Source organism: Mycobacteriales bacterium, assembly GCA_035690485.1.
Taxonomy (GTDB): Bacteria; Actinomycetota; Actinomycetes; order JAFAQI01; family DASSKL01; genus DASSKL01.
Genome location: DASSKL010000010.1, coordinates 33,575 through 48,009, shown reverse-complemented (window position 1 = coordinate 48,009; position 14,435 = coordinate 33,575). Strand labels below are relative to the sequence as shown.

Annotated in this window: 12 protein-coding genes and 1 tRNA gene; 11 read left to right on the top strand and 2 right to left on the bottom strand. The window is 71.3% G+C overall.

The window, feature by feature from the left end; all coding sequences use genetic code 11:
* The first annotated feature begins 20 nt into the window (after positions 1-20).
* The 11 genes from VFJ21_02055 (at position 21) to VFJ21_02005 (ending at position 10,211) form a co-directional block, all read left to right on the top strand.
* A complete protein-coding gene (locus tag VFJ21_02055) occupies positions 21-2,042 on the top strand; it encodes a diguanylate cyclase (GenBank protein ID HET7405906.1) in 2,022 nt (673 codons plus the stop codon).
* Between the two features lie 24 nt (positions 2,043-2,066).
* The gene (gene galU / locus VFJ21_02050; GenBank protein ID HET7405905.1) at positions 2,067-2,993 is read left to right on the top strand and encodes a UTP--glucose-1-phosphate uridylyltransferase GalU; all 927 of its coding nucleotides are present in this window, start codon (positions 2,067-2,069) and stop codon (positions 2,991-2,993) included.
* On the top strand, positions 2,990-4,255 hold the full coding sequence (gene glp, locus VFJ21_02045; protein ID HET7405904.1) for a gephyrin-like molybdotransferase Glp: 1,266 nt from the start codon (positions 2,990-2,992) through the stop codon (positions 4,253-4,255). Before galU ends, glp begins: the two co-directional genes overlap by 4 nt.
* Positions 4,252-4,728: a cyclic pyranopterin monophosphate synthase MoaC gene (gene moaC, locus VFJ21_02040; GenBank protein ID HET7405903.1), complete on the top strand. Its 477-nt coding sequence runs from the start codon at positions 4,252-4,254 to the stop codon at positions 4,726-4,728. Before glp ends, moaC begins: the two co-directional genes overlap by 4 nt.
* Positions 4,721-5,218, top strand: coding sequence for a MogA/MoaB family molybdenum cofactor biosynthesis protein (locus VFJ21_02035; GenBank protein ID HET7405902.1), 498 nt, complete (start codon positions 4,721-4,723; stop codon positions 5,216-5,218). Before moaC ends, VFJ21_02035 begins: the two co-directional genes overlap by 8 nt.
* Before the next feature lie 3 nt (positions 5,219-5,221).
* A complete protein-coding gene (locus VFJ21_02030) occupies positions 5,222-5,830 on the top strand; it encodes a GNAT family protein (protein HET7405901.1) in 609 nt (202 codons plus the stop codon).
* A 340-nt stretch (positions 5,831-6,170) separates the two neighbouring features.
* A complete protein-coding gene (locus VFJ21_02025; protein HET7405900.1) occupies positions 6,171-6,902 on the top strand; it encodes a hypothetical protein in 732 nt (243 codons plus the stop codon).
* 56 nt (positions 6,903-6,958) lie between these two features.
* Positions 6,959-7,035: transfer RNA gene (locus VFJ21_02020), tRNA-Ala, on the top strand.
* 99 nt (positions 7,036-7,134) lie between these two features.
* Positions 7,135-8,394: a site-specific integrase gene (locus VFJ21_02015; protein HET7405899.1), complete on the top strand. Its 1,260-nt coding sequence runs from the start codon at positions 7,135-7,137 to the stop codon at positions 8,392-8,394.
* Between the two features lie 204 nt (positions 8,395-8,598).
* Positions 8,599-9,096: a SigE family RNA polymerase sigma factor gene (locus VFJ21_02010; GenBank protein HET7405898.1), complete on the top strand. Its 498-nt coding sequence runs from the start codon at positions 8,599-8,601 to the stop codon at positions 9,094-9,096.
* Positions 9,093-10,211, top strand: a complete 1,119-nt coding sequence (locus VFJ21_02005; protein ID HET7405897.1) for a DUF4232 domain-containing protein — start codon at positions 9,093-9,095, stop codon at positions 10,209-10,211. Before VFJ21_02010 ends, VFJ21_02005 begins: the two co-directional genes overlap by 4 nt.
* 1,024 nt (positions 10,212-11,235) lie before the next feature.
* Here VFJ21_02005 and VFJ21_02000 read toward each other — a convergent pair.
* Complete coding sequence (locus tag VFJ21_02000; protein HET7405896.1) at positions 11,236-11,457, bottom strand: excisionase family DNA-binding protein; 222 nt, start codon at positions 11,455-11,457, stop codon at positions 11,236-11,238.
* On the bottom strand, positions 11,454-14,324 hold the full coding sequence (gene mobF, locus VFJ21_01995) for a MobF family relaxase (GenBank protein HET7405895.1): 2,871 nt from the start codon (positions 14,322-14,324) through the stop codon (positions 11,454-11,456). The genes VFJ21_02000 and mobF overlap by 4 nt, the downstream gene beginning before the upstream one ends.
* Between the last annotated feature and the right edge of the window lie 111 nt (positions 14,325-14,435).

Below are 14,435 nucleotides of genomic sequence, written 5' to 3'. Positions count from 1 at the left end.
GTCGACGAAGGGTTCCCGCGGTGAGCAGCCTCCGCGCCCGGCTGTGGTTGGCGTTCGTGCTCGTCGTGCTGGTGCCCGTCGCCGCCGGGGCCGTCCTGATGCTCACCCGGGTCCCCTCCGCGCTGCAGAGCCAGGTCGACGAGCGGCTGTCCGCCGGCCGGGCCGCCATCACCGAGGTCGTCGGCGACCTCTGCCGCACCGCCCAGGTCGGCGCCGACCTCGTCGCGCACGAGCTACCGACGGCGACCACGTCGGCCGCGGTCGCCGACGTCGTCGACCGGCAGGTCGTCGGCTACGCCGCCGTCCTCGATCCGGCCGGCCGCGTCGTCGCCGAGCGCGGCACCGTGCCGCAGCTCCCGGGCGGCGGCCCCGTCGGCGCCGCGGCTCCGGCCGGCTCCTGCGTGGCGGGTCGTGGCGCCGGTGGCTACGTGCTGGTCACCTCAGTCGCGCTGCACAACCCCGACGGCTCCGCGCGCGGGACCGTCGTCGCCGGGGTGCCGTTGCCGCGGGAGCGGCTCCGCGCGCTGGCAGGTGGCGCAGACACCGCCCTGACCATCGTCTCCCGGGGCGAGCCCGTGGCGAGCACGCTGCCGCCGCGGCGCGCCGCGCAGGTCGCCGCGGTCGCCGAGCGTGCCGTGGCCGCCAGCGGTTCCGTGCACGCCGGCGGCCAGATCGTCACGGCGGCACACAGCGTGCCCGGCGGGCCGCTCGTCGTGGTCAGCGATGCCCAACCCGGGCGCAGCGGGCTGGTCGCCGTGGTCGCGGTGGTGCTGCTGGTGGCGCTCCTCGTCGCGACGGCGGTCGCGTGGCTGCTGGCCGGGCTGACGACGCGTCCCCTCGTCGAGCTCGCCGACGCCGCCGGCCGGGTCGCGGGCGGTGACCTGGACACCCGCATCCCGGTGCGCTCCCGGGACGAGGTCGGCATGCTCGCCGTGGCGTTCAACGAGATGACCGACAAGCTGCAGTCGCACATCCGTGCGCTGGTCGCGAGTCGCGACCAGCTGCGGCGCAACCTCTCCCGGCTCGGCGACACGCTGTCGAGCACCCACGACCTCGACCGCATCCTCGGCGTGATCCTCGAGGCGGCCATGGCGACCACCAACGCCACCGCGGGCGCGGTGCTGCTCGTCTCGCCCGATCGCAGCCGGCTCGAGCTCGCGGTCGGCGTCGGCCTCGGACCGCGTGGTGTCGGCGAGACGCTCTCGATCCCCCTCGGCTCCGGTGTCACCGGTCGGGTGGCCGTGCGGGCCGAACCGTTGCGTGGTCGGGTCGGGCCCGGGCAGCTGGTGCTGTCGCCGGAGGAGCCACAGGCGGCGGCGGTGCTGGCTGCGCCGCTGCACAGCGGGGAACGTGTCGTCGGCGTGCTCAACCTCTACGACCCCGACGGGTCGTCGGAGTTCCGCGAGGGCGACCTCGTCACGATCCGGTCGTTCGCCGCGCAGGCCAGCGTCGCCGTCGAGAACGTCCTGCTGCACGAGGAGGCGCAGCGGCTCTCGATCACCGACCCGCTGACCGGGTTGTGGAACTACCGCTACCTGCAGATGGCCCTCGAGCAGGAGATCGAGCGGGCCACCCGGTTCGGCCGACCGCTGAGCCTGCTCATGCTCGACCTTGACCACTTCAAGGACGTCAACGACGCCTACGGCCACCAGCGAGGTGATGCGGTGCTGGTCGAGCTGGCCGCCCGGGTGCACTCGGTGATCCGCGAGGTCGACGTCGTCGCCCGCTACGGCGGTGAGGAGCTCGTGCTGCTGCTGCCCGAGACGGGCGCTGCCGGCGCGACGACGTCCGCCGAGCGCATCTGCGAGGTCGTTCGCAACCGGTCGTTCGACGGTCACGGCGACGACCAGCCGGCGATCAGGGTCACCGTGTCGGTCGGTGTCTCGACCTACCCGACCCACGCGGCCGACGGGCCCGGCCTGATCCGGGCCGCCGACGAGGCGCTGTACGCCGCGAAGACCGAGGGCCGCGACCAGTGGCGGGTGGCCGTGCCCCACGCGACGCTCCGCGGGGCTCCGGCACAGCAGCAACAGCGGCGCTGAGCGCGCCCCGTTAGGGTCCGGCTCATGAGCAGCAGCCCGGCGCGCGCCCGCAAGGCGGTGATCCCCGCCGCGGGTCTCGGCACGCGGTTCCTGCCTGCGACCAAGGCGGTCCCGAAGGAGATGATCCCGGTCGTCGACAAGCCGGCCATCCAGTACGTCGTCGAGGAGGCCTCCCGCGCCGGCCTCGCCGACGTGCTCATGGTCACCGGGCGCAACAAGGGCGCGCTGGAGGACCACTTCGACCGGGCCTATGAGCTGGAGGACACCCTCGAGGGCCAGCCGAGCAAGAAGGACCTGCTGGAGCGGGTCCGCGCCGCGACCGACCTCGCGACCGTCCACTTCGTGCGCCAGCAGGACCCGCGCGGTCTCGGCCACGCCGTGCTCTGCGCCGCCGACCACGTGGGCGGCGAACCGTTCGCCGTGCTGCTCGGCGACGACCTCATCGACGAGCGCGACCCGGTGCTGCCGCGGATGATCGAGGTGCAGCAGCGCTACGGCGGGTGCGTCATCTGCCTGCTCGAGGTGCCCCGCGAGCAGATCCGGCTCTACGGCGCCGCCGCCACCGCGCCGACGGGCGAGGCCGATGTCGTCCGGGTCACCGGCATGGTCGAGAAACCCGAACCGGCCGAGGCGCCGAGCAACCTCGCGATGATCGGTCGCTACGTGCTGGCCGCCGAGCTGTTCGACGTCATCCGCAGCACCCCACCCGGCCGAGGCGGCGAGATCCAGCTGACCGACGCCATCGAGGCCTACGGCAAGAGCGCCGGCCCGGTGCACGGAGTGGTCTTCCGAGGGCGTCGTTACGACACCGGAGACAAGGGCGACTACCTCCGGTCGGTCGTGCAGCTCGCCGCCGACCGGCCGGATCTCGGGCCGGATTTCCTTGCCTGGTTGCAGGAATGGCTGCCGGATCGGCTGGCCGGTGGCGACGAGGAGCCGGTGCGGCCGTGACCTCCCCACCGCACGGCGACCACGGGCACGCCCCGCCGCAGCGCACCGTCGAGCAGCACCTCGAGGAGATCCTCGAGGTGGTCTCCCCGCTGTCCGAGCTCGACCTCTCGCTGCTCGACGCGCACGGGTGCGTGCTCGCCGAGGACGTCACGAGCAGCCACCCGCTGCCGCCCTTCGACAATTCCGCGATGGACGGCTACGCCGTGCGCCGGGCCGACGTCGCCGGTGCCTCCGAGGAGTCCCCGACGATGCTGCCGGTGGTGGGCGACGTGGCCGCCGGCAGCGCGACCCCTTACACGGTGCAGCCCGGGTTGTGCGTCCGGATCATGACGGGGGCGCCGCTGCCCCCCGGCGCCGACGCGGTGGTCCCGGTGGAGTGGACCGACGGTGGCATCGCGACCGTGGCGATTCGGCGTACGCCGCCGGAGGGTGCGCACATCCGCCGCGCCGGCGAGGACGTGACGGCGGGCCAGCAGGTGCTGCCGGCCGGCACGCATCTCGGTGCCGCGCAGGTCGCCCTGCTCGCCGCGGTCGGCCGGGCCCGCGTGCTGGCCCGCCCCCGCCCGCGTGTGGTGATCCTGTCGACCGGCAGCGAGCTGGTCGAGCCGGGTACGCCGCTGGGCCACGGTCAGATCGTCGACTCCAACTCCTACGGGCTGACCTGCGCGGCCCGGGAGGCGGGCGCGATCGCGTTCCGGGTCGGCATCACCACCGACGACCCCCGGGAGTTCCGCGACACGCTCGAGGACCAGCTGATCCGCGCCGACTGCATCATCACCAGCGGTGGGGTCAGCGCCGGCGCCTACGACGTGGTGAAAGAGGTGCTGTCCCAGCTCGGCACCGTCGGCTTCCACCGGGTCGCCATGCAGCCCGGCATGCCCCAGGGGTTCGGCACCGTCGGACCGGAGGCGACGCCGTTCTTCGGGCTGCCCGGCAACCCGGTCAGCGCGCTGATCTCCTTCGAGGTGTTCGTGCGGCCCGCGCTGCGCCGCATGCTCGGCACCGAGCCGATCCAGCGGCCCACGGTGCGCGCCAAGCTCGAGAGCCCGATTCGCAAGGGGGCGGGCCGCCGGCAGTTCGCGCGCGGCCGGCTGCGGGTCAAGGACGGCGCCTATGTGGTCGCGCCCTTCGAGGGCCCGGGCTCGCACCTGCTAGCCGACTACGCCGCCGCCAACACGCTCGTCGTCGTCCCGGAGGAGACGACCGAGCTACCTGCGGGCGCGGCGGTTGACTGCCTGATGCTCGAGAGAAGGCAGCGATGAGCAAGCGGCTGACCCACGTCGACGCGACCGGCGCGGCCCGCATGGTCGACGTCGCCACCAAGGACGTGACCGTCCGCACGGCGACCGCGCGGGGCCGGGTGCTGGTGTCGCCACGGGTCGTCGAGCTGCTCCGCGGCGAGGGCGTGCCCAAAGGCGACGCGCTCGCCGTCGCCCGCATCGCCGGGATCATGGCCGCCAAGCGCACGCCCGACCTGGTGCCGCTCTGCCACCCGATCGCCGTGCACGGGGTCGTTGTCGACCTCGACGTCGCTGACGACGGGGTTGACATCAGCGCTACCGTGCGCACCGCCGACCGCACCGGCGTCGAGATGGAGGCGCTCACCTCGGTGACCGTCGCCGCGCTCGCCCTCGTCGACATGGTGAAGGCGGTGGACCCGGCCGCGGTCGTCACCGACATCTGCGTCGTGGAGAAGACCGGCGGCAAGAGCGGCGACTGGAGGCGGGATGGGTAGCGAAGGACTTCCTGCCGGCGCCACCGCCCGGGTGATCACGGTCTCCGACCGCTCGCACGGTGGCGCGCGCCACGACTCCTCGGGACCGCTGCTCGCCGGCCTGCTGCGCGACCAGGGATTCGAGGTCGGCGACGTGGTCGTCGTGCCCGACGAGGTGCCCGAGATCGTGGCCGCGCTGCGCAGCGCAATCGCCGACGAGGTCGACGTCTGCGTCACGACCGGAGGCACCGGGTTCGCACCGCGCGACGTCACGCCGGAGGCGACCCGCACCGTGCTCGACAAGGAGGCGCCCGGGCTGGCGGAGGCGGTCCGGCAGTACAACCGCGAGCAGATCCCGACGACGATCCTGTCCCGCGGTGTCGCCGGTGTCGCCGCCGGCACGCTCGTCGTCAACCTCCCCGGCTCGACCGGCGGCGTCCGCGACGGCATGGCGGTGCTCGCGCCGGTCATCGGGCACGCCGTCGCGCAGCTGCACGGCGAGGACCACTGACCCGTGGCGGCGGGATGGCCGGCGCGCCTCGGCCACGGCCCGGTCACCCTCCGGCCCATGCGGCTGCGCGACGCCGGTGAGTGGGTCGACGTGCGCCGCCGCAATGAGGACTGGCTGCGGCCCTGGGAGGCGACCCCGCCGGGCCAGAGTGGGCGATCCGACCCCAGCGCCACGGTCTACCTGGCGATGCGGCGAGACCTCAACCGCAAGGGCCGCGAGGGATCGGCGCTGCCCTTCGCGTTGCTCTTCGACGGCCGGCTCGTGGGCCAGGTCACCATCGCCACGATCGTGCGCGGCTCGCTGAACTCCGGTCATGCCGGCTACTGGATCGACTCGGCCGTGGCGGGCCGCGGGATCATGCCGATCGCGCTCGCCCTCGCCGTCGACCACTGCTTCGAGCGGGCCGGTCTGCACCGCGTCGAGGCCAACATCCGGCCCGAGAACGCCGCCAGCCGCCGCGTCGTCGAGAAGCTCGGGTTCCGCGAGGAAGGCCTGCGCCGGCGCTACCTGCACATCGACGGTGCCTACCGCGACCACATCAGCTACGCGGTCACGGTGGAAGATGCACCCGCCGGTCTCCTTTCCCGTGCGCTCGCCGCCGCGGCGCGCTGATCGGTCGCTGGATGAGGAACCAGCCGAGATACGACGCCGTTGTCCCCTCGGCCGGTGAGGAACCCGGCGACACACCGGGCCAGATGCGTGCCGCACGCGGAGGGCCTGACTAGCGTTCAGCGGCGGTAGGTACAAGGGTCTGGAGGCTGTCCTGAGCGGGCTGATCTACGCCGCGATCGTGGCCATGTGGGCGGCGGTTCTCGTCCCCATGTGGCTCCGGCGACACGACGCCTCTCTCGAGGCCCGGTCCGCCGACCGCTTCTCCGCTGCGATGCGGGTCCTGTCCCGGCGCGCCATCCCGATGGCGTCCCGGTCCACCACGTCGAAGAGGTACGTCGTCATGCCCCGTCGCCTGCCCGACGCGATGTCCTGGCACGTCTCGGGGGCGTCCGACCCGGCTCGCCGGGCCCGCCAGACCCGGCCGGAGCCTGCGCCGCAGCCCCGGCCGGCCTCCCGTCCCGCCGGGGCACGACCGCCGGTCGCGGCATCCCGGCCGGCCCGGCCGGCCGACGCCCGCCGGGGCCTGATGGCTCGCCGGCGCCGGGTGCTGCTCGTCCTGGTGTCGCTGGTCTTCCTGTCGCTGGTGCTCGTCGCGGTCGGCGTGCTGCCGTTGCCGGTGCAGCTCCTGGTGGACCTGCTGCTGGTCGCCTACGTCGCGCACCTGCGGATCGAGGCGCGCTCCGCCGCCCGCCGGCCCATGCGCCGCGCCCCCGCTCGTCCGGTTCCGGCGCGGCCCGCGCCGGCACGCCCCGCGCCGCCGGTGCCGGCCGAGGAGCCGGAGGTCCCGGCCTACGCGCCGGCCGCCGCCACCGAGGTGTCTACGGTCGAGCCGATGGTGGCAGAGGGCGTAATCGAGGAGGGCGCAACCGGCACCGACGGCTGGCAGCCGGTGCCGGTGCCCCCGCCGACCTACACGCTCAAGCCGCCGGCGATGCCGGTCATCGACCTCACCCGACCTGGCGCGTGGAGCGACGCGTTCCTCGACGACGAGCCTGCCGTCGAGGTCGACGGCTGGGACGACGAGGACGACGAGCTCGACCAGATCGTCGAACGTCGGGCAGTCGGAGACTGACGCCGCTGCGTCCACGCAGGGGTGGCGCCGCGTTCGTGTAACTTGGACAGCACCGCGGGGCTGTGGCGCAGTCCGGTAGCGCACCTCGTTCGCATCGAGGGGGTCAGGGGTTCAAATCCCCTCAGCTCCACCACCCGCACGAAGGCTCTGACCTGCGAAAACTGTCGCAGGGCCGCTCTACGGTCGCTCCCGAGGCATAACCGAGGCATAACGGTTGATCTTGGAGGCGGTCATGGCGAGCGTCGTCACGCGCAAGCACAAGTCCGGCGAGCGCACCTACAAGGTGCAGTGGCTGCTCGGTGGCAGCCGCGGCGCACCATGGCAGTCCGAGACGTTCGCCGACCGCCGGGCGGCGCTGAAGTTCGCGGCGCTCGTCGACGCCGCCGGTCAGCGGTGGCCGGACGGCTGGGTCAAGGGCATGGGTTTCGGTGAGGCGTGGGAGGAGCCGGCGGAGGAGCGCCCGTTACTCGAGTTCGGCACGGCGTACGTCCGCCGGCTCACCAGCGCCGGGCCGGACACGCAGACGAAGTACGTCCAGCAGCTGACGTCGCTCGACGGCTGGCTCACCGAGATCAAGCGGTGCCAGCCGACGATCGAGAACCTGACGTCGGACGACGACCGCGACTGGATCGTCGCCCGGCGCAAGGCCGGCGCCAGCCCGAAGACGATCGCCAACTACCACGGCCTGCTGGCGGCCGTGCTCAAGAGCGCGGTGGAGAAGGGCCTGATCGGCCGCAACCCCTGCGAAGGGGTGAAACTGCCGCCGACCGACGACGACACTGAGGACGACGAGGACAAGGTCTTCCTCACCGAGAAGGAGTTCGCGCTCCTGCGCTCGTGCATGCCCGAGGTTGACCGCGACTTCCTGACTGTCGCCGTGGGCACGGGGCTGCGCTGGGGCGAGCTCACCGCGCTCAAGGTCAAGGACCTCAACATCGACGGCTCACCGGCGATGCTGACGATCCGCCGGGCTTGGAAGAGCAACGGCCGGGGCGAGTTCGCGCTCGGGCAGCACGGCGTCGCCTACATCGGCAAGCCGAAGACGCGCGAGTCCCGGCGGCGCATCACCCTGGCCCCGCGCGTCGTCGAGGCGTTGCGCCGCGTCGTGGCCGGTCGAGGCCCGGACGATCTGGTGTTCAGCGCCCGCGGCGGCGGCCGGCGGGTGCACGGCAACTGGTACGGCGGATGGCAGCGCGCGATCAAGGCCGCGCAGGCCAAAGGACTGGCGAAGACGCCGCGGTTCCACGACCTGCGGCACACGCACGCCGCCTGGCTGATCTCGGCTGGCGTCCCCCTGCCGGTGATCCAGAAGCGGCTCGGCCACAAGAGCATCCAGATCACCGTCGACGTCTACGGTGGGCTGCTCTTCCAGACCCACGAGATAGCCGACCTCGCCATCGACCGGGCACTCGGCGGTCGCAAGGTGGTCACCGCAACCGGAGGGGACAGCGTCGAGGCGGCGGTGCTCGTGCTTGAGGAGAAGCCGGCATAGGGGTGCCATTCCTCGTTCGGGCGCAGCATGCCCGGTCTGACTGACAATGGCGATTCGGCCCGGAGTCGGGGGCCGTACACCTGACTACGGAGGTCGCTTTCAGGAACGTTTGCCTGGTCCGGCAACCCTGTCGCCCAATCTGCTGGTCGGCCCGGGCAACCTTTCCACCTCCTCGTGCGTGCTACTGGCGGAAGGTGGTGAAGCGTGGACGCCGACGAACGAGCGTCGTTCGACGCGTTCGTGCGTGTCCGTATGCCGGAACTCTCTCGCTTCGCATATGCGCTGACCGCCAACTCCGCGCATGCCGACGACTTGGTGCAGGAAGCGCTGTTGCAGGTCGGGACCCGGTGGTCTCGTGTGCTCGCAAGCGGGGACCCGGCCAGGTACGTCCGTCAGGTCATGGTGAACCAGAGGATCAGTTGGTGGCGACGTCGCCGCTTGGAACGCCTGGTCGCCGTAGTTCCGGAGCAATTCTATGAGCCGGTCGGCCGGAGTTTCGAGGTGTGGGACGCGCTCGCCGCTTTGCCTCCGCGTCAGCGAGCGGTGTTGGCGCTGCGTTATGTGGCTGACTACTCCGAACAACAGGCCGCAGCGGCCTTGGGATGCAGCGTCGGCACCGTGAAGAGCCAGTCGGCCAAGGCCTTGCGCACGCTAAGAGAACGGCTCGGCTCGCCATTGCGGGAAGCGGAGCAACCGAAATGAACGATGCAGAACGTGAGCTAGTTCGTGCCTTCGAAGACGTTCCCGTCGTTGCGGTACAGGGGGAATTTCTGGAAGAACTGCACCGGCGTATCGACCGCCGACGCCGCTCTCGCCGCGCTGTCGCGGTTCTAACGGCGACGGCCACGACGACCGCCGTCGTCGCCGTCCTCTCTACCTACAGCCTCGCCGGGCACTCTACTGAGCCGGTCCCGATCCGTATGGGAAGCGCGCAGCCGGCGCCATGGGTCAACCAGCCCGTAGAAGTCGACAACTCGGCCGAGTATCCAGCCTGCGGCGCCGCGGAAATGCAAGGTCGCGCCGAACCAGTCGACGCGGGCCTTGGTGTTCACGATCATCGCCTTCTGCTCTGGTTCACCAATCGTGGCAGCCAGCCCTGCACGCTGTCCGGCTATGCCTCTGACATAAGCGTGGAACTGACCGGCGGTGGTCGGGTCAGCGGGACGACCGTGACGGCTGACCCTCATGTGCACACCGCCCCGCCGGCAAACCTAAAGCCTGGGGAGCGTGCGGCGATCGTGTTCAGCTACTCAGACGAGTGCGACACGTTGCCCCCAATGCCTTCTGGCGAATCCAATGCCACCGCGACAGCCTTCCGGGTGCCGGCCCCGGGGGGCGGCGAGGTGACAATCGCCTTCCCCGCTGCGACCGACACTCCGTGCAACGGTTTTCGGCATACGGCCTTCACGTACAGCGCGTTCACCACGCCCGCGGCGGCCACCTCGGAGTTGAACGGCTTGGTGATCACGATCAGCGCTCCCCGCGCGGCTACCAGCGGAGACACGGTCACTTACACGGTTACCCTCCACAATCCGTCCGATCGGGACGTGATCTTCAACCGCTGTCCGATCTACACCCAATACATGGGTGCCGGCTACGACCAGCCAACTGACGCCACCGTCGGCCAGTACCGCCTCAACTGCGACGAGACAAACGGCATTAAGGCCGGGGACAGCGCCACATTCGCGATGCAAATCGAGGTCCCCGCCGGCCAGGGAAGTGCCCGACTGGAATGGGGACTCGACGACAGCATCGCCGTTGCCGCGCTGCCAGGCCCGATCACGCTGAACGCGCCAGAGACTCGTCCATCGAGTTGAGACACCTAAGTCCAATTGTTGACAAGAAGGGGGTGGTTGCAGTGGCTCGTCGCAAGTCGTTCGTAGTCACGTTCGCCGTCGCGTTGGGTTTCGTGGGAGGCGCAGACATTGCACCCGCGGCTGCAGATGGTTCGCCTCCGACGCCAACGGGGCAACCTGTTTCCAGCGTGGACGCAAACCCACTTCCGGCCGCGCCGTCGGCAGCAGCGCCGAGAAGCGCGTGGGAAGCCTGGGCAGCCGACCAGCAAGCAAGCATGCGAAGCGCGAAATGGGACGAGCTTGCTCCCTCCGGTTGCCACCTTGAGAACCTCGAGTACATCCCCGTTAGCGGCGCCAGCGGGATCAAGGGCATGCCTGCGGACATAACGACCTTGGCCGTCGCCGGTGTGATCAGTTGCGATCCGAAGTCGGTGCCAGTGCCCTCGGGGGCGCAAGCGAATTCCAACTCTTCCGCGTCTGGGCCGCAAGAGAGTGCTAGCCCGTCTGCGGATCAAGCAAGTGCTAGCCCATCCCCGTCCGAGACGCAGTCGCCGACACAGGTTTCCCCGGCGTCTGTTCCTGTCGGCTCAGCCTGTGCTGCCACTACGTCCAGCGGCACCATATGCGTGGGTACGACTTTGGTCGGCGGATCCAACTACATCAAGGGCACCTACACGTACTTGGGATCTTGGGTCGACCAGGGCCATGTGTCCGTGTCCAACGAAGGAATCAGCGCAACGTCCTGTCACCCAGGAACCGGAGGCGCGAACTCGTCTGACACGAACGTGACGTACGGGCAACAAGTCGTTGTCGTCTACGGCCCAGTCAACTACTCGACCGTGTGGGACGCGACCTGGTGGGAAACGCCGTCGCCGTACTACGACCGCGGCGATGCGTGCGCCAGCATCTGAGAGTGCACACTCACCCAACTGGTAGGGCGTAGCAATCCGGCCATTGGATCCGGACACCGCAACAGTGGTGTCCGGATCCAATTCCGAGTGCACCCTCAAGGAACCGACAGGGTCCTGCAAACTGGCCGAGCATGTTATGCGAGCTTCCTGGCGCGCCGGCTGAGGCCTTGCCTGGCGGGTACGACAATCGGTAGTACCTCGCCGGCTATGACGATGGCGCGTAGTTGGTCGTCGGTGAAGCGGACGTGCTTGCCCAGGCGGGTGAAGGGCACTTCGCGAGCGGTGACCTTCTTGCGCAGCCAGCCTTCGGGGACGTGCAGCTCCGTGGCCGCTTCGGGGATGGTCAGCAGCCTCATCGGCCGATCCCGAGGTCGTGGCCGCGCCCGTCATCTCGCAGCCAGTCGAACAGCCCGTCCGGATGAGATCCGCCGTCCGGGTACTGCTCGAGGGCGAGCGTTTGCCGGGCTGACTGTTCGAGCCGGTCGGCGAGCCAGTCCGGTACTTGCCGCTCGACGGCGTACAGCTCGTCGAGGTCGGGGTTCGCGGCGTAGAGGTGGTTGCTCTCGCGGCCACGGGACAGGGCGACGTAGCCGGCTTCCTGGCTGAGGGCGCCGGTGCCGTAGAGCAGGGCGTGGTCGACGGTGGAGCCTTGGGCCTTATGGACGGTGAGCGCGTAACCGTGGGCGAGTCGATCCTCCTGTAGCCAGTCGGTGCCGACGGTGTGCCCGGCGCCGTCGCGGGTGGTCAAGGCGAGCCACTGGGCGTGGGGGTCGACGGCGGTGACGGTGGCCCGGGTGCCATTGAGCAGCCCCCGGCTGTGGTCGTTGCGGATGACCACCACCTCGTCGCCGGCCTGGAAGTCACGTACGTCCCCGTCAGCGGTCATGACGGTGAGTGCGGGGCCGGCGAGCCGGCCGTGGGCGCGCAGCCGGGCGCGGGTCAGCTCGTTGAGCTCGCACGTGTCGGCGCGGGTGGACGTGAGCATGAGCACCCGGTCGGGATGGACTGTCTGGTCCCGGAGGGCGAGGTAGTCGCTGACGATCTCGACCTGCGCGTCGACCGCGGTCGGGGCCGTGTGGATACGCCCGTGCGCCTCGTAGGCATCCAGGGCCCCGGCAATGTCACCGGTGCGCAGCTGGGCGAGCGCGACCCGTTCCCACAGTCGGTGCTGCCGCTGGTTGCCCTGCAGCCGGATGGTGTCGGGATGGCGGGTGAGCGCGGTGAACAGCCCGCCGGCGCCGATCTCCGGCAGCTGGGCCGGATCCCCGACCAGCACGAGTTTCGCTCGGCTGGCCGCGGCGTGGTCGAGAAGCCGGACGAGGGTGCGGGTGTCGACCATGCCGGCCTCGTCGACGACCAGCACCGACCCGGCCGGCAGGCCTGCCGGAGGGTGACCGTCGGCGGTAGGCCGGTCGGCGTCAGCAAGCAGGCGGGTCAACGTAGTTGTGGGCATGCCGGTGGCCCGGGATAGTTCGCGGGCGGTGAGCGCGGCGACCGTCGCGCCGTGCACGGGTACGCCGGCCGCGGACCATGCCTCGACGGCGGTCTTCAGCGCGGCGGTCTTACCGGCGCCCGCCGGGCCGACGACGATCGTCAGTCCGCCTGTATGCTCGAGCAATCCGCGGACCAGCGCCGCCTGTTCGCCATTGAGGCCGCGCAAAGCGATAGAGCGGATCGGGCGGGCGGGGGCGGCGGCACGGAGCGTGGCGGCGACGGTGAAGGCGTGCTTTTCGGTGGCCAGCAGTTCAGCTGTGGACCAGCGCGGCCCATCCTCAACCACCGCGGCGGCGCCTGCCAGCCGCACCAACTCCGTGGAGCGGAGGGTGGCGTCGGCGTAGGCGTCGACCAGCTCGAGGGAGACCGGTGCGCCGGGCGGCAGTTCTTCGCAGACGGCCTGCAGCAGATCGCGGCGGTCCACGCTGGTCTGCATCGAGGTCAGCCCGGTCGGGGCGACCAGCCTGTCGCTCATCTCGGCGAACGTCGGCAACGCCGGCAACTCGATCTGCCGGCCGACCGTCTGGTCGATCAGCTGCTCGCCCGGATGACCAGCCTCGGCGGCGCGCAGCTGCCAGCGCTCCCGTAGCGCGACCTCCGGCGTGTGGGACTTGGCGGGGCGGGTGGCCAGGCAGGCGACCTGCGCCGCAGCGGGGCCGTCCCGGCCGGTTCGGGCCAGTTCGGTGCTGATCTGGACGCTGCGGGTCGAGAAGAGCCGGCGCAGCCCAGCCGGCACCCCCACGATCTCGGCGATGCCCCGCTTGGGGGCGGTCCACGTGACGCCGAGCCGGCGGGTCAGCTCGGCCCGCAACGTTGCTTGGTACAGGTAGGAGGCCGTGGTGGCGTGCCGGTAGACCGCCCGGGAGTCCACCGCGCTCCACTGGCCGTCCTCACCCCGTACGACGTTCGGGATGACCAGGTGGGTGTGCAACTGCGGGTCGTCCGCGCGGCTCGTCCGGTGGGTGAACCCCGCCGCGATCAGCCCGTCGGTGCCGATGCGCGCCGCCCGCCGCCCATCACCTTGATGCCCGCGCAGCCCGTGCCCCGCCTCCCGCGACAGGTAGCGCAGTGCCTCGGCGACCGCGGCGTCGTGGGCGGCCCGCGCCTGCCCGGCGACCGCCGGCGAGCCGAGCCCGTAGAGGACGGAAACCGACTTGGGCGCGGACATGGTCACGTCGATCCCAGCGCGGCGAATGTCCACTCGGCCGTCGGCCGCCGCGAGCGCCGGGCTGAACCGGTCCGTGCCGTCCGCCGCCCGGAACACCGCGACCGGGTCGAGGCCGGCCGCCGAACACAGCCGCTCGGCGTCCTCCGCGCCCACGGTCGCCGTCGCGCCACGCGGCCCGTCCATCCGCCGTTCCAGCACCCGGTACCGCGCATCCGGCGTCCGCGGCAGGATTTCGGACGGGGTCAGTTGCTGGCCGATCGCGACCGCCCTGACCGCCTCCACGAGTGGGCCGGCGGGCAGCCGGGACGCCGGAACCGCCCGAAGCACCGCCGCCACCAACACCTGGCCGTCCGGAGCGCGGCCGGCGAGCATCGCTCGCAGCACATGCTCGCCGCCTGGACCCAGCGGACCCGTCAGGCCGAGCGCTTCGGCGCCGGCACCTACCCACACGCCCTCCGACTCGCCCCGACCGACGTAGTAGTCAGCCGCGCAGTCCGCCTGCCGGCGCAGGTAGTAGTCCCCCGCGCCGGGTCCGCCGGTCAGCATCTCGACCGAGATCACCGCCGCCCACCCCTCGCAGCGGTAGCCCGGGTCGACGGGGAGGGGGCGGCAGGCGGGCGGGGACGGCGGGTGGGCGCACCGGGGTCGAGATCCATGCGCGCATTGCAAGCT